This window comes from Pseudosulfitobacter pseudonitzschiae (assembly GCF_900129395.1).
In the GTDB taxonomy this organism is placed as follows: domain Bacteria; phylum Pseudomonadota; class Alphaproteobacteria; order Rhodobacterales; family Rhodobacteraceae; genus Pseudosulfitobacter; species Pseudosulfitobacter pseudonitzschiae.
This window is the reverse complement of record NZ_FQVP01000002.1, coordinates 695,246-715,248: the sequence shown is the minus strand read 5'-3', so window position 1 is coordinate 715,248 and position 20,003 is coordinate 695,246. Positions and strand designations below refer to the sequence as shown.

General features: G+C 60.4%; 19 protein-coding genes. 17 read left to right on the top strand and 2 right to left on the bottom strand.

Annotated elements, in window-relative coordinates; all coding sequences use genetic code 11:
* The gene (gene coxB, locus BUC08_RS07735; RefSeq protein ID WP_037925503.1) at positions 1-894 is read right to left on the bottom strand and encodes a cytochrome c oxidase subunit II; all 894 of its coding nucleotides are present in this window, start codon (positions 892-894) and stop codon (positions 1-3) included.
* A gap of 172 nt (positions 895-1,066) precedes the next feature.
* Between coxB and tldD the strand changes: the two genes are divergently transcribed.
* From tldD to BUC08_RS07710, 5 genes are all read left to right on the top strand, one after another.
* Entirely contained in the window at positions 1,067-2,488 is a 1,422-nt protein-coding gene (tldD, locus tag BUC08_RS07730) for a metalloprotease TldD (RefSeq protein ID WP_037925501.1), read from the top strand.
* 98 nt (positions 2,489-2,586) lie between these two features.
* Positions 2,587-3,747 carry a DNA-processing protein DprA gene (dprA, locus tag BUC08_RS07725; protein ID WP_073194166.1) on the top strand — a complete coding sequence of 387 codons (1,161 nt, stop codon included), beginning with the start codon at positions 2,587-2,589 and terminating at the stop codon, positions 3,745-3,747.
* Positions 3,748-3,857: 110 nt separating this feature from the next.
* Positions 3,858-6,527 carry a type I DNA topoisomerase gene (topA, locus tag BUC08_RS07720; RefSeq protein WP_037925496.1) on the top strand — a complete coding sequence of 890 codons (2,670 nt, stop codon included), beginning with the start codon at positions 3,858-3,860 and terminating at the stop codon, positions 6,525-6,527.
* A 140-nt stretch (positions 6,528-6,667) separates the two neighbouring features.
* The gene (locus BUC08_RS07715) at positions 6,668-7,372 is read left to right on the top strand and encodes a CoA transferase subunit A (RefSeq protein WP_028954652.1); all 705 of its coding nucleotides are present in this window, start codon (positions 6,668-6,670) and stop codon (positions 7,370-7,372) included.
* The gene (locus BUC08_RS07710; RefSeq protein WP_037925494.1) at positions 7,372-7,995 is read left to right on the top strand and encodes a 3-oxoacid CoA-transferase subunit B; all 624 of its coding nucleotides are present in this window, start codon (positions 7,372-7,374) and stop codon (positions 7,993-7,995) included. The genes BUC08_RS07715 and BUC08_RS07710 overlap by 1 nt, the downstream gene beginning before the upstream one ends.
* A 68-nt stretch (positions 7,996-8,063) precedes the next feature.
* Here the strand turns inward: BUC08_RS07710 and BUC08_RS07705 are convergent, their stop codons facing one another.
* Positions 8,064-8,858 carry a lytic transglycosylase domain-containing protein gene (locus BUC08_RS07705; RefSeq protein ID WP_037925492.1) on the bottom strand — a complete coding sequence of 265 codons (795 nt, stop codon included), beginning with the start codon at positions 8,856-8,858 and terminating at the stop codon, positions 8,064-8,066.
* A gap of 376 nt (positions 8,859-9,234) precedes the next feature.
* Between BUC08_RS07705 and BUC08_RS07700 the strand changes: the two genes are divergently transcribed.
* The 12 genes from BUC08_RS07700 to BUC08_RS07650 all read left to right on the top strand — a co-directional run bounded on the left by BUC08_RS07700 (position 9,235) and on the right by BUC08_RS07650 (position 19,977).
* On the top strand, positions 9,235-9,420 hold the full coding sequence (locus tag BUC08_RS07700; RefSeq protein ID WP_143186699.1) for a hypothetical protein: 186 nt from the start codon (positions 9,235-9,237) through the stop codon (positions 9,418-9,420).
* A gap of 126 nt (positions 9,421-9,546) precedes the next feature.
* Positions 9,547-9,723 carry a hypothetical protein gene (locus tag BUC08_RS24770; protein WP_169741848.1) on the top strand — a complete coding sequence of 59 codons (177 nt, stop codon included), beginning with the start codon at positions 9,547-9,549 and terminating at the stop codon, positions 9,721-9,723.
* 223 nt (positions 9,724-9,946) lie between these two features.
* Positions 9,947-10,804 (top strand): Flp pilus assembly protein CpaB, encoded by an 858-nt coding sequence (gene cpaB, locus BUC08_RS07695; RefSeq protein ID WP_037925489.1) that lies wholly within the window; start codon positions 9,947-9,949, stop codon positions 10,802-10,804.
* Positions 10,805-11,008: 204 nt separating this feature from the next.
* Entirely contained in the window at positions 11,009-12,442 is a 1,434-nt protein-coding gene (locus tag BUC08_RS07690; protein WP_037925487.1) for a type II and III secretion system protein family protein, read from the top strand.
* 22 nt (positions 12,443-12,464) lie between these two features.
* The gene (locus BUC08_RS07685; protein ID WP_081855364.1) at positions 12,465-13,127 is read left to right on the top strand and encodes an OmpA family protein; all 663 of its coding nucleotides are present in this window, start codon (positions 12,465-12,467) and stop codon (positions 13,125-13,127) included.
* A gap of 204 nt (positions 13,128-13,331) precedes the next feature.
* A complete protein-coding gene (locus tag BUC08_RS07680; protein ID WP_037925484.1) occupies positions 13,332-14,573 on the top strand; it encodes an AAA family ATPase in 1,242 nt (413 codons plus the stop codon).
* Positions 14,574-14,593: 20 nt separating this feature from the next.
* The gene (locus BUC08_RS07675; protein WP_037925482.1) at positions 14,594-16,048 is read left to right on the top strand and encodes a CpaF family protein; all 1,455 of its coding nucleotides are present in this window, start codon (positions 14,594-14,596) and stop codon (positions 16,046-16,048) included.
* Between the two features lie 11 nt (positions 16,049-16,059).
* Positions 16,060-17,022 (top strand): type II secretion system F family protein, encoded by a 963-nt coding sequence (locus BUC08_RS07670; RefSeq protein ID WP_037925480.1) that lies wholly within the window; start codon positions 16,060-16,062, stop codon positions 17,020-17,022.
* A 12-nt stretch (positions 17,023-17,034) separates the two neighbouring features.
* Entirely contained in the window at positions 17,035-18,012 is a 978-nt protein-coding gene (locus tag BUC08_RS07665; protein ID WP_037925478.1) for a type II secretion system F family protein, read from the top strand.
* A 4-nt stretch (positions 18,013-18,016) separates the two neighbouring features.
* Positions 18,017-18,586: a tetratricopeptide repeat protein gene (locus BUC08_RS07660; protein WP_051694233.1), complete on the top strand. Its 570-nt coding sequence runs from the start codon at positions 18,017-18,019 to the stop codon at positions 18,584-18,586.
* Positions 18,587-18,613: 27 nt separating this feature from the next.
* Positions 18,614-19,477, top strand: coding sequence for a tetratricopeptide repeat protein (locus tag BUC08_RS07655; protein WP_037925474.1), 864 nt, complete (start codon positions 18,614-18,616; stop codon positions 19,475-19,477).
* Between the two features lie 5 nt (positions 19,478-19,482).
* Entirely contained in the window at positions 19,483-19,977 is a 495-nt protein-coding gene (locus BUC08_RS07650; protein ID WP_037925472.1) for a prepilin peptidase, read from the top strand.
* Positions 19,978-20,003 lie beyond the last annotated feature (26 nt).

The window sequence follows — 20,003 nt, the reverse complement described above, 5'->3', positions numbered from 1 at the left end:
TTACTTGGAAGCGATCTGGAAGCTTTGCGGCAGGCTTGCAAATTCTTCGCGGGCCTTTTCCAGCCATGCGGCATAGGCCTCTTCCGAGACGACCTTGACGGTGATCGGCATATAGGCGTGGTTGATGCCGCACAGTTCCGAACACTGACCGAAATAGACGCCTTCACGCTCGGCCTTGAACCACAGTTCGGCCAGACGTCCGGGCACACCGTCCTGTTTGACGCCGAATGCCGGAATCGCCCACGAGTGGATCACGTCAGCGCCGGTCACCTGCATCACGACGATCTTGCCGACGGGCACGACAACGGCGTTGTCGGTGGCCAGCAGGAATTCGTCCTTGGAATAACCGGCGTCGATCAGCTGTTGTTCAACTTCGGGGGTCAACATGTTCTGACCACCGGTTGCCGGAGCGCCGATCATGTAGCTGGAGAATTCGATGCCCTCGTCCACATAGGAATAGTCCCAGTACCACTGGTAACCGGTCACCTTGATGGTCAGGTCGGCGTCGGGAATTTCCTGCTGTTTGAACAGGATCGGCAGCGAGAACGCACCGATGAACACCAGAATCACGATGGGAATCACGGTCCATGCGATCTCGATCGGTGTGTTGTGTGTAAAGCTGGCCGGTTTCGGGTTGCGGCGGGCATTGTAGCGGACGCCGACCCAGACCAGCAGGCCGATCACGAACAGCGAAATCGCCGTGATAATGATCAGCAGCATATGGTCCAGCCACTGCAAATCACGTGCCAGCTCTGTCACGGCGGGCTGAAAGCCCATGAGGCCGTCGCGCGGAGCGCCCACGATTTCAAGGTTATCCTGCGCCATCGCTGGCAGTGCGGCGGTGGCGGCAAAAAGGCCGGAAACAAGGCCTTTGATCGAGAAATGCTTGGTCATGTATCGTCCTGATCTTGTGATCGCTGTTGGGCGCGGGGAACAGACAAAGCAACATGCGCTTTCGCCTCCCGTTGTATTACCCGCGCTTACAATCATATTCTATCTTCAAGATAAAGCCATTCTTACCGCGTCAAAGAGACGCTTTCACTCGAAAATTCAGGATCAGCCCCCAATGACCGATGCCCCATTCGCCCCCTTCGACACCCTTCTGGACCGTGACGAAGCACTTCGGGTGCTGCGCGCGGCCACGGATGGGGCCGACGATGGCGAGCTTTTTCTGGAACGCCACCGGTCCGAAGCGCTGGTGTACGACGATGGCCGCCTGAAGACAGCCAGCTATGATGCCTCCGAAGGGTTCGGATTGCGTGCGGTGCGCGGCGAAGTCGCAGGATATGCCCATTCTACCGAGCTTTCGGTGGCCGCCCTGAAACGCGCTTCGGCCACGGCGCGGCTTGCGGTGGGGGACGGCGGCGGCACATGGGCCGATGCGCCCCAGGCCACGAACACGCGACTGTATACAGACGAAGACCCGATTGCGGGTGCGGCCTTTCCCGTCAAACTGGACACCTTGCGCGAGATCGACGCATTCGCCCGCGCGCTCGACAGCCGGGTGGTGCAGGTATCGGCCACCATCGCGGCGTCCCTGCAAGAGGTCGAAATTTTACGCCCCGAAGGCGGATCGGTCCGCGATGTGCGCCCCATGACGCGTGTGAACGTGTCCGTGATCGTCGAACAGGGCGGGCGGCGCGAATCAGGCACGGCAGGTGGTGGCGGGCGTGTGGGCCTTGATGGCCTGCTGGACCCAGCCGACTGGCAGGCCAAGGCGCGCGAAGCGCTGCGGGTGGCCGTGGTCAATCTGGATGCGGTCCCGGCCCCTGCGGGGGTCATGGACGTGGTGCTGGGCCCAGGCTGGCCCGGCATCCTGCTGCACGAGGCCATCGGGCATGGGCTTGAGGGCGATTTCAACCGCAAGGGGTCTTCCGCCTTTGCCGGCCTGATGGGGCAGCGGATCGCCGCGCCCGGCGTCACCGTGCTGGACGACGGCACCATCCCCGACCGGCGCGGGTCGATCACCGTGGACGACGAAGGCACCCCCAGCGCGCGCAATGTGCTGATCGAGGACGGTGTGCTGGTCGGATACATGCAGGACCGGCAGAACGCGCGGCTGATGGGTGTGGCCCCTACCGGCAACGGACGGCGCGAAAGCTATGCCCACACGCCGATGCCGCGTATGACCAACACCTACATGCTGGGGGGCAACGTGACACCGGGCGACATCGTGGCCGACCTGAAAGACGGTATTTACGCCGTGGGATTCGGCGGCGGCCAGGTGGACATCACAAACGGCAAATTCGTGTTTTCCTGCACCGAGGCCTACCGCGTTCAGAACGGCGTGGTCGGCGCGCCGGTCAAGGGGGCCACGCTGATCGGTGACGGGGCCACGGCGCTGCAACAGATCCGCGCCATCGGGAATGATCCCGCACTGGACCCCGGTATGGGCAACTGCGGCAAGGCGGGGCAATGGGTGCCCGTGGGCGTGGGACAACCGACGCTGATGATCGGCGGGCTGACCGTAGGCGGCAGCGGCAACTGAGTGCGGTGCGTTATGTTTTTGTCGAAACGGCCGTGATTCTTTCATGGGTTGTTAACCTCGTCGCGGCATAACGCTTGCAGCAACAGGTGGAGCGACGGATGACAGATCGAGGATTATATCCTTCTTCCATTCACCCCCCACTCCTACCCACCCCGGAAGACGATTGGTTTCTCCGCCTCCGCCTGTTGCGATCCCGCCGGGTCGGCATCTCGACGTTTAACAGATTGCTGATCGAACACGGCACCGCGCAAAATGCGTTGGATGCGTTGCCGGAACTGGCGCGCGCTGCTGGTGTGGAAAACTACACCCCTTGCCCCGTTGCCGTCATCGAGGCCGAGCTGAAAGCCGGCCAGACGGCCGGGGCAATTCTCATCTCCCAGACCGCGCCGGCCTATCCCAGCGCCTTGCGCGATCTGGCCGATGCGCCCCCATTCCTATGGGCCATCGGCGATCTGTCGGTCCTGGAGCGTCCGATGATCTCGATCGTCGGCGCGCGCAATGCGTCCAGCCTTGGCACACGTATGGCCAAATCATTGGCACGGGATCTGGCCGCTGCGGGCTATGTGATTGTTTCCGGTCTGGCGCGGGGCATTGATGCCGCTGCACATACGGCGGCTTTGGACACCGGAACCATCGCTGTTCAAGCAGGCGGCGTCGATATGATGTACCCGGCAGAGAACACCGAACTGGCGCTTGCGATCCCGGAACACGGGCTGCGGTTGTCGGAACAACCCATGGGCCTGCAACCCATGGCGCGGCATTTTCCGCCGCGCAACCGCATCGTATCGGGTCTGGGACGCGCCACGATTGTGGTCGAGGCTGCGGCAAAATCCGGCAGCCTGATCACCGCCCGCGATGCGTTGGATCAGGGACGCGAGGTGCTGGCCGTGCCCGGCAGTCCGCTGGATGCACGGGCCTCGGGCTGCAACATGCTGATCCGCGACGGCGCCACGCTGGTCCGCAATGCCGCAGATGTGATCGAGGCGCTGGCTCCGATGGCGCCCCGCGCCCCCGCCCTGCCGATGGACCTGCCCCACACGCCACCACCACAACCGCCCCGCGACCGGCGCAGCTTGCGCGAAACCGCTGCCTTGCACAGCCAGATCCTGAACCGTCTGGGCCCTGCCCCGCTGGCCGAGGACCAGTTGATCCGCGACATCGCCGCCGCCCCGTCGGATGTGGCGCCGGTTCTACTGGAACTGGAACTCGACGGACAGATCGAACGCAGTCCCGGCGGCCTGCTGACACGCCCCAATTAAGGCCTGTCACAAGGCCCTCTTGCGATGGCGTGTTGACATTCAATGCTTGCACCCCACATCTAGCGCCGCCATAGACGCCCAAGTTTTACTGTCCCCGAGGTGCATCATTCATGCCAGTCGTCGTCGTCGAATCTCCGGCCAAGGCCAAGACAATCAACAAATATCTTGGTGACAACTACACCGTCCTGGCCTCGTACGGGCACGTGCGGGATTTGCCGCCCAAAGACGGTTCCGTCGACACCGAACATGATTTCGAGATGCTTTGGGAGATTGGCAGCGACAGCAAGAAGCACGTCAAAGCCATCGCCGACGCCCTGAAAAACGACAACGAACTGATCCTCGCAACTGACCCCGACCGCGAAGGCGAGGCGATCAGCTGGCACCTGCAAGAGGCGCTGACCAAACGCAAGTCGATCACCAAAAGCACGCCGGTGTCGCGGGTGGTTTTCAATGCGATCACCAAGACTGCCGTGACAGAGGCGATGAAAAACCCCCGTCAGGTCGACATGCCGCTGGTCGAGGCGTACCTTGCACGACGCGCGCTGGACTACCTGGTGGGTTTCAACCTGTCCCCGGTCTTGTGGCGCAAACTGCCCGGTGCGAAATCGGCAGGGCGCGTGCAATCGGTCTGTCTGCGCCTGATCACCGAGCGCGAGATGGAGATCGAAGCGTTCCGTGCCCGTGAATACTGGTCGGTCAAGGCATTGCTGGCCACCCCGCGCGGACAGGAGTTCGAGGCGCGGCTGACCACCTTGGCCGGCAAGAAGCTGGACCGTTACGACATCGAGAACGGCACCCAGGCTGAAATGGCCGTGCAGGCGATCAGCAGCCGCGATTTGAAGGTTCAGTCGGTCGAGGCCAAGCCTGCCAACCGCAACCCGTCCGCCCCGTTCATGACATCGACCCTGCAACAGGAAGCCAGCCGCAAGTTCGGCATGGGCGCGCGCCAGACCATGAGCGCCGCACAGCGTCTGTATGAAGCGGGCTATATCACCTATATGCGGACCGACGGCATCGACATGGCCCCCGAAGCGGTGCAGATGGCGCGCGACGCGATCAAGGACCGCTATGGCGCCGAATATGTGCCCAGCAGCCCGCGCGTTTACAAGAACAAGGCGAAAAACGCGCAGGAAGCGCACGAATGTATCCGCCCGACGGATATGACCCAGGACGTGGATGCGCTGAAAATCAGCGATGGCGACCAGCGCAAACTGTATGACCTGATCTGGAAACGCACGTTGGCCTGCCAGATGGAAAGCGCGCGCCTGGAACGCACCACCGTCGATGTGGGCAGCCAGGACGGTCAGGTGATGCTGCGCGCCACCGGTCAGGTCGTGCTGTTTGACGGCTTTCTCAAGGTCTACGAGGAAGGCCGCGACGATGATGTGACCGATGACGACGACAAGCGCCTGCCGCAGATCAGCGAAGGCGACAAGATGGACAAGCGCGCCGTCACGCCCGAACAGCACTTTACCCAGCCCCCGCCCCGCTACACCGAGGCGACGCTGGTCAAACGCATGGAAGAGCTGGGCATCGGCCGCCCGTCGACCTACGCCAGCATCGTCACCACGATTCAAGACCGCGAATATGTTCGCAAGGACAAGAACCGCCTGATCCCCGAGGACAAGGGGCGTCTGGTGATTGCCTTCCTGGAGAACTATTTCCGCAAATACGTGGGCTATGATTTCACCGCCTCGCTCGAGGAAGAGCTGGACGACGTCAGCGCCGGCGACCGCGATTACAAATCTGTTCTGGCCACCTTCTGGCGCGATTTCTCAGCTGCCGTGGCTGAAACATCCGATCTGCGGATCACCGAAGTTCTGGAAAAGATCAACGAGGTGCTGGAGCCGCACCTGTTCCCGCCCACCGAAGATGGCAGCGACCCGCGCCTGTGCCCCAACTGCGGCAATGGCCGGTTGTCGATGCGCACGGCCCGCTCGGGCGGCGCGTTCATTGGCTGTTCGAATTACCCCGAATGCCGCTATACCCGCGCCTTCGGCCCTCCGGGCGCCGAGGACACGGGCGGCATCCCGCCCGAGGGCAAAATGCTGGGCGAGGATCAGGGCGACAAGATCTACGCGTTCAAGGGGCGCTTTGGTCCCTATGTCCAGCGTGGCGAGGTCACCGATGACAACAAGAAACCGCCGCGCCAGTCGATTCCCAAGGAATGGCCGCCCGCCGATGTCGATCTGGGTCAGGCGGTGCAACTGTTGTCCCTGCCCCGTCTGGTCGGCCCGCACCCCGAGGATGGGATCAGCGTCTGGGCCAACATCGGGCGCTATGGTCCCTATCTGAAACACGCCGAAAGCACTTCGGAACGCGGCGGCACCAACGCCAACCTCGAAAGTATCGACGAGGTCTGGACCGTGGGCATGAACCGCGCCGTGCAGCTTCTGGCCGAAAAGGTCGCGTCGCGCGGCGGGCGCGGTGTGGCTGCAAAGCCGATCCGCGAACTGGGTGAACATCCCGATCAAGGCGGCCCCGTGAACATCATGAAGGGCAAGTATGGTCCATATGTGAAATGGGAAAAGGTCAACGCGACCATTCCCAAAGAGGTTGAACCTGACGATCTGACGATGGATGCCGCGGTGCTATTGATCGAGGAAAAGCTGGCGAAATCCCCGGCCAAACGCAAGGCGGCGCCCAAGAAGAAAGCCGCAGCAAAGAAACCGGCAGCCAAAAAAACAGCGGCTAAGAAACCTGCTGCGAAAAAGCCCGCAGCCAAGAAGACAGCCGCAAAGAAACCGGCGGCCCAAAAGGCCGATCCAGACGAAGGTTGACCCATTTACCGCCACCGGTGCGCAAAAAGCGGCTGGTGGCGCAATCACCCGCTGCACTGCCCCGGTGCGCCCCTGCGTCTTGTTGACACCACGGCGACCTAAGGTCAGAACTCTGTGGACACTGACACAAGGGGATACTCATGAAAAAAGTCTATGGCTCTGCCGCCGAGGCGCTGGACGGCGTACTCTCGGATGGCATGTTGATCGCGGCGGGCGGCTTTGGCCTGTGTGGCATCCCCGAATTGCTGTTGCAGGCTATCAAGGACGCGGGCACCAAAAACCTGACTTTTGCGTCCAACAACGCAGGCGTCGATGACTTCGGCATCGGTATTCTGCTGCAAACCAAGCAGGTCAAGAAAATGATCTCGTCCTATGTCGGCGAGAACAAGGAATTCATGCGCCAGTATCTGGGGGGCGAGCTTGAGCTGGAGTTCAACCCACAGGGCACTCTGGCCGAACGGATGCGCGCCGGCGGCTCGGGCATCCCCGGCTTTTACACCAAGACCGGCGTCGGCACCCAGATTGCCGAGGGCAAGGAAGTGAAAGTCTTCGACGGCGAGGAATACATCCTGGAACGCGGCATCGTGGCCGACCTGTCGATCGTCAAGGCATGGAAAGCCGATGACACCGGTAACCTTGTGTTCCGCAAGACCGCACGCAACTTTAACCCGCCCGCGGCCATGTGCGGCAAGGTCTGCATTGTCGAGGTCGAGGAAATCGTGCCGCGCGGGTCTCTGGACCCCGACAGCATCCACCTGCCCGGCATCTACGTGCACCGCATCATTCAGGGCGAACACGAAAAGCGCATCGAACAACGCACCACCCGCCCGCAGGAGGAAAAGTAATGCCTTGGGATCGCAACCAGATGGCCGCACGCGCGGCGCAAGAGCTTGAAGACGGCATGTACGTGAACCTCGGCATCGGTATTCCGACGCTGGTGGCCAACTATGTCGGCGACAAGGACATCACCCTGCAATCGGAAAACGGGATGCTGGGCATGGGCCCCTTCCCCTTTGAAGGTGAAGAAGACGCCGACCTGATCAACGCGGGCAAGCAGACCATCACCGAACTGTCCCGCACAGCCTATTTCGACAGCGCCATGTCGTTCGGCATGATCCGTGGCGGCAAGATTGCCGCAGCGATTCTGGGTGCAATGGAAGTGGCCGAGAACGGCGACCTGGCGAACTGGATGATTCCCGGCAAGCTGGTCAAGGGCATGGGTGGCGCGATGGATCTGGTCGCGGGCGTTGGCCGTGTGGTCGTGGTCATGGATCACCAGAACAAGGCGGGTGAGTCCAAGGTTCTGAAATCCTGCACGCTGCCGCTGACCGGCAAGGGCGTGGTGGATCGCATCATCACCAACCTTGGCGTTCTGGACGTGGTCGAGGGCGGATTGAAGATCGTCGAATGCGCCGACGGCGTGAGCGAGGACGAGCTGCGCGCGGCGACCGAAGCCACGATCGTCTGAGACTGCGCTGTATAATGCTGTATAATATAGTAAGGGGGCCCATTGCGGCCCCCTTTTGCATTTTCGGATCAGTTCATCGCCGCAAAAACACATCCGTCGCTGATCAGTTGCGGCGGTGTCAGACACAGGCCCCGGGCGACTTGAAAGGCGGCCAGCACCTTGGGCACATAATCGCGGGTCTCGGCAAAAGGCGGCACCCCTGCGTGGGTCTGCACCGATCCCTCGCCCGCGTTGTATCCCGCCAGCACCAGAATCGGATCGTGGTCGAACTTGCCCATCAGCCAGTCCAGATATTGAACGCCGCCGCGAATGTTGTCGGCCGCAACCAGACTGTTGGCGACGCCAAAGCGTGCGGCGGTGTCGGGCATCAATTGCATCAACCCCTGGGCCCCTGCACGGCTGACCGCATCCGTCTTGCCCGCACTTTCCACGGTCATCACGGCCAGCACCAGCGCGGGCGACACCCGCGTGCCGATGGTCGATTTCAGAATCTCGACACCTTGCGCCCGCGCAATCCCCTGCATCTGTTGCAAACGCGGCGCCGCCACGCCACCGGCGCTGATGGCTGCCATGGCGTCGTCCAGCCGCCCCGGCCCTGCCTGCGCCAGATCGGGCGAGATTTTTTCCCAGAACCAGTCATAAGAGCCATTGGCCGCCCGCGGCGCTTTGGGCGTGGCCGGGGGTTTGGGGGCGACGGCAGCAACTTCGGTCGGGTCGATCTGGATCGTGATCCGCTTTTTCGTACCCGCAGCAGGCGGTTTCACCCGCTTGGCCTTGAAATCGGGAAAAGGTGCAGGCGTCTCTGACCACGCAGGCGCGCAGGCCAAAGCCGCCCCCAACAGGGAAATCACAAAAAATCGCATCTCGGGACCTGCTCTCGTGTCCGGCTATTGTTGATTATTTTGCGTATCCTTGCAGAAAACCGGGTCGCAAACCAGAAAATCGACCCCCAAACATGGCCAAACCGCCACATTCTGTAGGATTTGGATCACACCAACCCGGTCTGGAAAATTAATTCACGACCAATTTCTTTATCTTCCAATGGGTTAGGTGATTGTTTCCACGCTACCTTTGAAAAACTTATTTAATCCAAGTTCACGCCCAATTCGCGCCCGATTCAGACAGCTATATAACGTCATACCAAGTCGAACACGGGCCAATAGAGAGAGCGGCCCACACAGTGCAGGCAAGGTTAATGCAAACAAACTGATCCTTTGGAGGGACACTACGATGACAAAACTGACAAACTTCTTCAAGAACTTCCGTGCAAGCGAAGCAGGTGCCGTGACTGTTGACTGGGTTGTGCTGACCGCCGCTGTTGTTGGCCTGGCCATTGCCGCCTATTCGTCGATCGAAACCGGTGCGTCGAAGCTGACCGCTGACACCAACTCCTTCTTGGGCACACAAAAGCCTGGCGATATCTAAACACGTAAATAAGCTTAACCGCTTATTTCACTCGACGCTAAGGCCGCGTCCTGCACGCAGGGCGCGGCCTTTTGCATCCGCCTTTTACAAGCAGAGTTTCATGTAACAAGCACCAAGGCACTTTCCATGCGCAAAATGATCAACAGCATCCGTTCCGATGAAAACGGTGCCGTCACGGTTGACTGGGTCGTTTTGACCGCTGCCGTTGTCGGACTGGCCGTCGCCATCGTTCTGGTTCTCAAAGACGGGACCGTGGGCGTTTCCGTAGGCACCGAAGCCTTCTTGAAAAATTGGACCTTTTAACGAATTGCTTCTGACTTCGAAAATCGGACGCCCATGCTCGTCACATCGAATGCGCCGCGCCTGACACCAGACGCGGCGTTTCGACCTTGGATCAGATCGATTCAATTGTCGCAACCAAGCCACCCACAGTCCCCGTTTTCGCCACATTGTTGCGATAACAGGGACGGCGAAACCCAAGCGCGCCAGACACCGGGGCGCTCCACATCAAGCTAGAGGTACTCAAATGCGTGCTGTATTTGGACTGGTCCTGATTGTTGGCTTTGCCCTTGCGGGTGGCGCCGTCTACATGGCCAAAAACTACATCGGGGCCTATCAACATGAGTTGGCCAAAGAACGGGCGGCACGCGCCAAAGTTGTGCCCACTGTCGAAGTTTACGTCGCCAATCGCCAACTGAAATACGGCGAGCAATTCACCGCAGAAGACGTGCGCGCGGTCAACTGGCCGGTCAATGCCATTCCCGAAGGTGCCTTCACCGGCGACAATGTCCTGTGGCCCGAAGGCCAGCCCAAACAGCGTGTCGTTTTGCGCGCCATGGAAAAGGACGAGGCCATTCTTTCGGTCAAGGTGACCGGACCGGGTGAAGAAGCAGGCCTGACATCGCGCCTGGAGCGCGGGATGCGTGCCTTTGCCATCAAGGTGGACGTGGCCAGCGGTGTTTCCGGCTTCCTGCGCCCCGGCGACCGGGTTGACGTATATTGGACAGGCCAGGTGGGTCGCGAGTTGTCCTCGGACAGTGGCGATGTGACCAAACTGATCGAGGCAGGCGTAAAACTGATCGCCATCGACCAGTCCGCCACCGGTGATCTGGATGGCGCGGTGATCGCACAGACCGTGACCGTTGCCGTCAAACCCGCACAGGTCGCGGCCCTGGCACAGGCCCAGTCCACAGGTCGGCTGGCGCTGTCCCTGGTGGGTGCGGATGACGACACGGTTGCCGGTGCAATCGAGATCGACCAGCGCACATTGCTGGGCATCGAAACCAAGGAAGCCGTCGCCGAAGTGAAGGCCGAACAGGTCTGCACGATCAAAACCCGTCGCGGTGCCGAGGTGGTCGAGATCCCGATCCCCTGCACCAACTGACCTCAAAGCGACATGATTTCATTATCTTACCCAAGGCCGCCCGGAAAAGGCGGCCTTGGGCATTCTTGGCTCTGTTGCCACTTATCCACATAAACCAAAGGCGCGAAGGCGTTGATTCTTGCATAAAAAAGCAAACTGGCGCATGGTTCAGGCAATTCAGGGCACCAAGACCCTATCCAGGCGTGATCAAAAGGGCAGGTCACAATGACATTGAACAGATTTTTCAAGGCGGCCCTCGTGGGCCTTACGCTGGCGGCTGCACCGCTGGCGCTGACCTATTCCGCACAGGCTGACACGTTGCGCGTGGTCAAAAAGGGCACGGCCAGCACGCTGAACGTCCCGATGAACCGCGCCGTTGTTGTTGAAAGCGACATTCCCTTTTCGGAACTCAGCATTGCCAACCCGGCCATCGCCGACATTTCGTCGCTGTCCGACCGCACCATCTATGTTCTGGGCAAATCGCCGGGGCTGACCACGCTGACGCTGTTGGACGCCTCGGGACGTTTGATCACCAACGTCGATGTGCGTGTGGCCGCCGACATCTCGGAATTCAAGGAACGCCTGCGGCAGATTCTGCCCGGCGAGAATATCGAAGTCCGTACCGCCAACGACGGCATCGTGCTTTCGGGCACCGTGTCTTCGACCGCGCGCCTGCAAAGGGCGCTGGACCTGGCATCGCGCTATGCCCCCGAACGCGTGTCCAACCTGATGAGCGTCGGCGGCGTGCAGCAGGTCATGCTCAAAGTCCGCTTTGCCGAAATGCAGCGGTCGGTGTCCAAATCGCTCAGCTCATCGCTGGCGCTGAACGGAACCGCCTTAGGTGGCGATCTGGGCCTTAACGGCGGGACCGGCACAACCAACACCTCCGGCGCTGTCACAGGGTCGCTGGGCGGCAGCATTCCGGCCACGAACACCAACGCGGGTGCCATCCTGTTTGGCTTTAACGCAGGATCGACCCAGGTCGGCATCCTGCTGGAAGCTCTTGAAACCAAAGGCGTCGTTCGCACCCTGGCCGAACCGAACCTCGTGGCGCTTTCGGGCCAGGAGGCGAAATTCCTCGCCGGTGGCGAATATCCCGTCCCTGTCAGCCAGGACAACGGCGGGATCACCGTCGAATACAAACCTTTCGGCATCGAGCTGAACTTTATCCCCCGTGTGGTGGACAAGGATCTGATCAACCTGGAATTGGAAGCCGCCGTGTCGGCGATTGACCCGACCAACGGCTTTTCCGTGAACGGCTTCGAGATCGACGCATTCTCGCGCCGCGAAACCTCGACCACGGTCGAGATGCGCGACGGCGAAAGCTTTGCGATTGCTGGCCTGTTGCAGGACGACTTTACCGACAACAACTCCCAACTGCCCTGGCTGGGGGACGTGCCGGTATTGGGTGCGCTCTTCCGCTCGGCCTCGTATCAGCGTCAACAGACGGAATTGGTGATCATCATCACCGCCCACCTGGTGACACCGACCCGCGGCGAAGCGCTGGCCCTGCCTACGGACCGGGTTCTCGCGCCGACTGAAAAAGACCTGTTCCTGCACGGTCGCGTGGCCGCCGGATCGCGGACACCCAAGAAAGGTGCCGCAGGCGAAGTGGCCAAGCAGGATTTCAGCGGCTCCTACGGCTATGTGATGGATTAAGGCGATGCGAGGCCAGAATATCATGAAAAATCAAACCGTTTCAGCTCTGGCCTTGGTGGCCGCCCTCGCCGCTTGCACCTCGACGGACCCTGTCTATACGCAGTTTTACCGCGAAGCGGGATCAACCGTGAACGACGGTTCTTTCGGGGCCGCGACAAACAACAACATTCAGGTCATGAACGGCGAACGCCAGTACACCATCGATCTGGCCAATCGCTTTGCGACCGAGATCACATCGACCGTGACCTTTGCGTTCAACAGCGCACAACTGGACGGCACCGCGCAGGCCATTCTGCGGCAACAGGCGGACTGGATTCGGCAGTTTCCGGAAATCCGGTTCCGCGTCTACGGGCACACCGATGCCGTCGGTTCGGCGGCCTATAACCGCCGTCTGGGGCTGGCCCGCGCAAACTCGGTCGTGCATTACCTGACCTCCCTTGGCATCTCCCGGTCGCGTCTCGAAGCGGTCGCCTCCTTTGGCGAGACCCAGCCGCTGATCGTGACCCAGGGCCGCGAACGCCGCAACCGTCGCACCGTGACCGAAGTGTCCGGTTTCGTAGCGGGGCATCCTCAGGTTCTGGACGGCAAATATGCCGAAGTCATCTATCGCGAATACATCGCATCCGCTGTGCCACCCAGCCAACTGGAAGGCATCAGAGGTTCCGATTTGCGAGCTGAACAATAAGCGCAAGCTGCGCGTATCGTTCCGCGATTCCTAACAATTGGGCCGATTTGGCCCCATTCCTGCCCAGATTAGCTGCGAATTTACCCTCAGTGGGACAACTGTGTTCGGTGCATTGCACCCGACTCAGGCACGGTGGGATAGATACGGGCCAAAGACAACGCCCCGGCTTTACCTGCCTACCCTTTGAAACGAGGAAGATAGGTAATGAGCAGCGTCATGCCACAACCGGAAACCGCCCCGATCGTCGCCTGCACCGTCAGCCGCGACGTGCAGAATTTCGACCTGCTGATCGAGGATATGGAAACCACTCTGGGCGAGGCTTGGGGTGATCTGGGTTTTGTCGAGGCATTGGCGTTCTTTGGCCAACCCGAAGCCGAGGCGCTGGAGTTCATCGCCCTGGCGATGGATCAGGAGGACGAAGAAGACCTTGTTCTCATGAGCGAAGTGATCACGCAGGCCAAGGCGCGCAAGATCAAGGTGATCCTGATCGCCGAGGATGTCACGCCCGCTTCGCTGCATTCGCTGCTGCGTCAGGGTGCGGACGAGTTCATCCCCTACCCGCTGCCCGAGGGCGAGTTGAAGCTGGCCATCCAACGCATTCAAGCGCCTTCTGAGCCGGAAAAAATCGAATCGAACGCCCCTGCCCTGCGCGCCGGTACCAGCAAGGATGGCGCGGTGATCGTGGTGCACGGCATTGCCGGCGGGACCGGCGCCACGACGCTGGCGACCAACCTGGCTTGGGAACTGGCGATCCTGAACAAAAAGGGCGAAACGGCGCCGAGCGTCTGCCTGCTAGATCTTGACCTGCAATTCGGGTCGGTGTCGACCTATCTGGACCTGGCCCGTCGCGAGGCGGTCTATGAAATGATGTCAGACACCGAAAACATGGACGACGAAACCTTTGGCCAGTCGTTGCTGACCTTCAACGAAAAGCTGCACGTGCTGACGGCACCCGCCGACATGCTGCCGCTGGACCTGGTCACCCCCGAAGACATCAGCCGCGTGATCGAAATGGCACGCAGCCATTTCGACTATGTTGTCGTCGATATGCCTTCGACGCTGGTGCAATGGACTGAAACCGTCTTGCACGCGGCGCACATCTATTTCGTCACGCTTGAGCAGGACATGCGATCGGCGCAAAACACGTTGCGCTTTAAACGTGCGTTGATGTCCGAAGAACTGCCCACGGAAAAGCTGCGCTATGTGCTGAACCGCGCGCCGAAATTCACCGACATCAGCGGCAAGGGGCGCGTGAAACGCATGGCTGAAAGCCTTGAGGTGGCGATCGAAGTGTCGCTGCCCGATGGCGGCAAACCGATCACCCAAGGTGCCGACCACGGCCTGCCTCTGGCTGCCTCCGCACCGAAAAACCCGCTGCGCCGCGAAATCGCCAAACTGGCAGCGTCCATTCATGAAACAAAATCCGACCAAGCCAAGGCGGCCTGATCTGCAACCGGGGGAAGCCCATGTTTTCCAAATATAAAAAAGCCGCGCCAACAGCGCCCGCCGTGCCTGAACCCAAGGTGGCTCCGGCGGCGAAGGTCATGCAAACCCCGAAACCTTCGATCAAACCGGATCCAACCCGCGTGGCCCGTCGCGTCAACATGGTGGCTGCGACCGTTGCCCCGGTTGAAAAGGAACGCAAGCGCAAGGAACGTATGGGCGAGATCAAGCTGGAAGTGCACCGCGCCCTTCTGGACAGCCTGAACCTGGCCGCCTTGGAAACCGCGTCCGAACAGGATCTGCGCCATGAAATCGGGGCCATTGCTGCCGAATTCCTGCAAGAACGCAGCATCGTACTGAACCGCGACGAACGGCAAACCCTTGCGCAGGAGCTCTATGACGAGGTCAAAGGTCTTGGCCCGCTGGAAACGTTGCTGAAGGACGACACCGTCAACGATATCCTGGTCAACGGCCCGCAACAGATTTTCGTCGAACGCGACGGCAAACTGGAACTGACGGACGTCACCTTCAAGGACGAGCGCCACCTGCTGCGCATCATCGACAAGATCGTGTCTGCCGTCGGCCGCCGCGTCGATGAAAGCAACCCTTACGTTGACGCCCGCCTAAAAGATGGCTCGCGCTTCAACGCCATGGTGCCCCCCATCGCGGTGGACGGCAGCCTGGTGTCGATCCGAAAGTTCAAAAAAGACAAGCTGGGCATCGACGATCTGGTAAATTTTGGTGCCTTCACCGAGGAAATGGCTGCATATCTGCAAGCCGCCGTGGCGACGCGTCTGAACATCATTGTCTCGGGTGGTACGGGTTCGGGTAAAACCACCACGCTGAACGCGCTGTCTTCTTTCATCGACAACTCCGAACGTATCCTGACAATCGAGGACACGGCGGAACTTCAGCTGCAACAGACCCACGTGGGCCGGATGGAAAGCCGCCCGCCCAACGTCGAGGGCAAGGGCGAAGTCTCCCCCCGCGACTGCCTGAAGAACGCCCTGCGGATGCGTCCCGACCGCATCATCGTCGGCGAGACGCGCGGCGAAGAGGTCATCGACATGTTGCAGGCCATGAACACCGGCCACGACGGGTCCATGACCACGATCCACGCAAACAGCGCGCGCGACGGTGTGAGCCGTCTGGAAAACATGATCGCGATGGCAGGCATCGAAATGCCACTGAAAGCCGTCCGCAGCCAGATTTCATCGGCTGTAAATCTGATCGTGCAGGCCTCGCGCTTGCAGGACGGCTCGCGTCGCATGACCTCGATCACCGAGATCACCGGCATGGAAGGTGACGTGATCTCGATGCAGGAAATCTTTCGCTATCAGCGCGTCGGCCTGACACCCCAGAACAAGATCATCGGCCATTTCACCGCGACAGGCGTGCGTTCGCATTATGCCGAACGCTTCCGGATGTGGGGCTATGACCTGCCTTCGTCCATCTACGAACCCATCGCAGCTCAATAAGGAACGACGCCATGAGCGCAGAACCCATTATCTACGGCTTGATCTTTATCGGCGTCCTTGTGCTGGTCGAGGGGCTTTACCTTGTCGCCTTCGGCAAGTCGATTTCGCTGAACTCGCGCGTGAACCGCCGCCTTGACATGCTGAACAAGGGCGGTCGCCGCGAAGAAGTGCTGGACCAGCTGCGCAAGGAAATGCAGCAGCACATGAACGCCAAGTCGATCCCGCTGTATTCGCTTCTGGCGGAAAAGGCGCAGAAGGCGGCGATCGCCTTTACCCCCAAACAGTTGATCGGGGTGATGGTGGGCCTTGCCGTCGTGGCTTTCATGGGCCTGACCATCGGCACCGAAACCGAACCGCCCGTGCGCATCGTGCTGTCGATCGTCATCGGCGTCGGCGCGGTCTATTTCTGGGTATCGTCCAAGGCCAACAAACGGCTTGGCATGATCGAAGAGCAACTGCCCGACGCGGTCGAACTTATGGTGCGGTCCTTGCGCGTGGGACACCCGTTCGTATCCGCCATCCAGATCGTGTCGAAAGAGGTCAAGGACCCGCTTGCGTCGGAATTCGGGGTGATCGCGGACGAAAGCGCCTATGGCCGCGACGTCGGCGAGGCGCTCAAGGACATGGCGGAACGCCTGGACATGCAGGATTTGCGCTTTCTCGCCGTCGCGGTGACCATCCAGCAACAATCGGGTGGTAACCTCGCCGAGATCCTCGCCGGTCTGGCACAGGTGATCCGCGCCCGTTTCCGTCTGTTCCGGCGGGTCAAGGCGATCACCGCCGAGGCGAAATGGTCGGGCAAATTCCTCTCCGCCTTCCCGCTGCTGGCGCTGGTCGTGATCAACCTGGGCGATCCGCACTACTACGACGAAGTGCGCGACCACCCATATTTCATCCCCGCCTGTTTTGTCGTGGCGATTTTTCTGGGTCTCAACCTTCTGGTCATGCGCGCCTTGACCGACATCAAGGTATAAGGGAGCGAACTGTTGGATACCTTTACGCAAATCCAAACGATGATCACCGATGTTCTGGGACCATTGGGGCCGATCATCATCGCCGGTGTTCTGGGCCTGATGCTGGTCGCTGGCACCGTGGTGATGATGCTGCGCCAGCCCGAAGACCCGATGGACAAGCTCAAGCGACAGGTTCAGACACCAGGTGGGAATGCCCCGCGCGAAAAGCTGCGCCAGGTCGGCCACAACGAACAGCTTGACCGCTTTGCCGGCTTTCTGGAACCCAAGGACGTGGCCGAGCTGAGCAAACGCCAGTTGATGCTGACGCAGGCGGGTTATCAGTCACGCGACGCGGTGCGTATCTTTCACTTTGCACAGTTTGCACTTGGCATCGCCGGGCTGATCATTGGCGTGGTCTATGTGAACGTCCTGAACGCAGGCGTCGAAATGACCACCAACAAGATGGCCATGTGGACTTTGGGACCGGGCGGCATCGGGTACTTCCTGCCGCAATACTGGATCACCCGCCGTGTCGAGGCCCGCAAGGAAGAAATCACCCGTGGGTTTCCCGATGCACTGGACATGATGCTGGTCTGTGTCGAGGCCGGGCAATCGCTGGACCAATCCATCGTGCGTGTGGCCCGCGAATTGCGCGCCTCGTACCCTGCGCTGGCCGACGAATTCGACATCGTCGCCTACGAGATGAAGGCAGGCAAGGACAAGGAAGCCGTCCTGAACGACATGGGCGAACGCTGCGGCGTGCAGGATGTGTCCAGCTTTACCACCGTGCTGGTGCAATCGGCCAGCTTCGGCACCTCTATCGCCGAGGCGCTGCGGGTCTATGCGGGGGAAATGCGTGACAAACGCGTGATGCGTGCCGAAGAGGCCGCAAACAAGTTGCCAACAAAGATGACCCTTGCCACAATGATGCTCACGGTGCCGCCGCTGCTGATCATCCTGGTTGGTCCTTCGGTGCATGGCATCACCCAATTGGGCAATATGAGCAGATAACCCTATGACATCAGCCACCAAAGCGGCTCCGCTTGCTGCTCTCTTGGCTTTCGGATTGGCCGCCTGTTCATCGGGCGGCCTTTCGTCGTCTCAGGATGGCATCTATGCCCCCGGCATCGACACCCGCAAAGAGGCGGTCAATGGCGTCGACGTGGGCCACCGTCTGATCGCAGCCGGAGAATATGAACTGGCGATCAAGGCTTTTACCCGTGCCGCTCTGGATCAGGGCATGGATGCGGAAATCCTGTCGGGACTGGGCACCGCCAACCTGGGGTTGGGCCGTCTGGGACAGGCCGAAACCCTGCTGCGCCGGGCTGCTGCGGAACAGGACGCCTGGCCCGAGATTTACAACAATCTGGGCGTCGTGCTGATGGAACGCGGCAAAACAGTCGAGGCCGAGCAGATTTTCCGCAAGGCCTACGCGCTGGATGACGGAGAAAGCACACTCATCCGGGATAATCTGCGCTTAGCACTCGCAAAAACGGAAAATTCTGTTACGGTGGACGCTGAAAATAACAATTACAAATTGGTGCGGCGCGGCAGCAGTGATTACCTGATCCGGCCAGCATCATGACCGAGGCAGCAGTAAAGGACGCAATAAATGCGCCACCCCATTCTTTTTTCCGCCTGCATCGCAGGCGCTATGGTTCTGTCCGCATGTGAAAAGAAAAGCGGCGATGCGGCGGTGAAACGTGCGTTTCAGGATGTGAACGTCGTTGACGAAAGCAACCTGAACGACGTGATGCTGACCGTGGCCGACCCGAACGAAGCGGTGGCCTATTTCCAACGCACCTCGGCAAGTGACCCCAGCCGCATCGACCTGCAACGCGGGCTTGCCAGCTCCCTGGTGCGCGCAAAACGCACCACCGAAGCCGCCGCAGCCTATGGCAAGGTCGTCAAGATGGACGGCGCCACAGCAGACGATCAGGTCGATTACGCCGATGCGCTGATCCGGTCCGGGGACTGGGCACAGGCTGAAAAGGTACTGGACGGCGTGCCCCCCACCCACGAGACATTCAAACGCTACCGGCTCGAGGCGATGGTGGCCGACAGCAATCAGGAATGGAAAAAAGCCGACAGTTTTTATGAAATCGCCGTCGGCCTGACCACACAGCCTGCGGGTGTCATGAACAACTGGGGCTATTCCAAGCTGACACGCGGCGACTATACAGGCGCCGAACGGCTGTTCGGTGAAGCGATCCGCCAGGACCAGACGCTGTTCACCGCCAAGAACAACATGATCCTGGCCCGGGGCGCACAGCGCGATTACACCCTGCCCGTCATCCCCATGGACCAGATCGAGCGCGCGCAACTTCTGCACACGCTGGCGCTCTCCGCGATCAAGCAAGGCGACGTGGAAACCGGCAAGGGCCTGCTGCGTGACGCCATCGAAACCCATCCGCAGCACTTTGAAGCGGCCGTGAGATCCTTGCAGGCGTTGGAAAACAACGTCTCCAACGGATAAGCCCGATGGCGATCTCTGCCTGGTCCGCCTGCTGGTTCCTGCCTTTCGTGCTGCCGCTGTGTCTTTATGTGGCTTTCACCGACATGCGGGAAATGCGCATTACGAACCAGGCGGTTATCGCATTGGCCGCAGTGTTCGTCGTGGTCGGGCTGGTGGCCCTGCCCCTTGATCAATACCTGTGGCGGCTGGCCCAGCTGGCCATCGTTCTCGTGGTCACGATTGCCCTGAACGCGGCCGGCGTCATGGGGGCCGGCGATTCCAAGTTCATCGCCGCAGCCGCCCCCTTCATTGCGATGGGCGATGTGCAATTTGTCATAGCCCTCTATGCGGCAACCCTGCTGGCCGCCTATGCCACGCACCGCATGGTCAAACACAGCCGCCTGCAACAGCTGGTGCCGCATTGGACCAGCTGGAACCAGGGCAAGAAGTTTCCAATGGGCTTTGCGCTTGGCGGCACGCTGGCCTTTTACCTGATCTTCGGCGCGATCTTTGGCAGCTAAGGCCGCATTGTCCAACTCTTAAACAA

Bases quoted from the DNA above. Each gene is read 5' to 3' on its own strand.
- coxB (WP_037925503.1), bottom strand. From the start codon at position 894: ATGACCAAGCATTTCTCGATCAAAGGCCTTGTTTCCGGCCTTTTTGCC.
- tldD (WP_037925501.1), top strand. From the start codon at position 1,067: ATGACCGATGCCCCATTCGCCCCCTTCGACACCCTTCTGGACCGTGAC.
- dprA (WP_073194166.1), top strand. From the start codon at position 2,587: ATGACAGATCGAGGATTATATCCTTCTTCCATTCACCCCCCACTCCTA.
- topA (WP_037925496.1), top strand. From the start codon at position 3,858: ATGCCAGTCGTCGTCGTCGAATCTCCGGCCAAGGCCAAGACAATCAAC.
- BUC08_RS07715 (WP_028954652.1), top strand. From the start codon at position 6,668: ATGAAAAAAGTCTATGGCTCTGCCGCCGAGGCGCTGGACGGCGTACTC.
- BUC08_RS07710 (WP_037925494.1), top strand. From the start codon at position 7,372: ATGCCTTGGGATCGCAACCAGATGGCCGCACGCGCGGCGCAAGAGCTT.
- BUC08_RS07705 (WP_037925492.1), bottom strand. From the start codon at position 8,858: ATGCGATTTTTTGTGATTTCCCTGTTGGGGGCGGCTTTGGCCTGCGCG.
- BUC08_RS24770 (WP_169741848.1), top strand. From the start codon at position 9,547: ATGCGCAAAATGATCAACAGCATCCGTTCCGATGAAAACGGTGCCGTC.
- cpaB (WP_037925489.1), top strand. From the start codon at position 9,947: ATGCGTGCTGTATTTGGACTGGTCCTGATTGTTGGCTTTGCCCTTGCG.
- BUC08_RS07690 (WP_037925487.1), top strand. From the start codon at position 11,009: ATGACATTGAACAGATTTTTCAAGGCGGCCCTCGTGGGCCTTACGCTG.
- BUC08_RS07685 (WP_081855364.1), top strand. From the start codon at position 12,465: ATGAAAAATCAAACCGTTTCAGCTCTGGCCTTGGTGGCCGCCCTCGCC.
- BUC08_RS07680 (WP_037925484.1), top strand. From the start codon at position 13,332: ATGAGCAGCGTCATGCCACAACCGGAAACCGCCCCGATCGTCGCCTGC.
- BUC08_RS07675 (WP_037925482.1), top strand. From the start codon at position 14,594: ATGTTTTCCAAATATAAAAAAGCCGCGCCAACAGCGCCCGCCGTGCCT.
- BUC08_RS07670 (WP_037925480.1), top strand. From the start codon at position 16,060: ATGAGCGCAGAACCCATTATCTACGGCTTGATCTTTATCGGCGTCCTT.
- BUC08_RS07660 (WP_051694233.1), top strand. From the start codon at position 18,017: ATGACATCAGCCACCAAAGCGGCTCCGCTTGCTGCTCTCTTGGCTTTC.
- BUC08_RS07655 (WP_037925474.1), top strand. From the start codon at position 18,614: ATGCGCCACCCCATTCTTTTTTCCGCCTGCATCGCAGGCGCTATGGTT.
- BUC08_RS07650 (WP_037925472.1), top strand. From the start codon at position 19,483: ATGGCGATCTCTGCCTGGTCCGCCTGCTGGTTCCTGCCTTTCGTGCTG.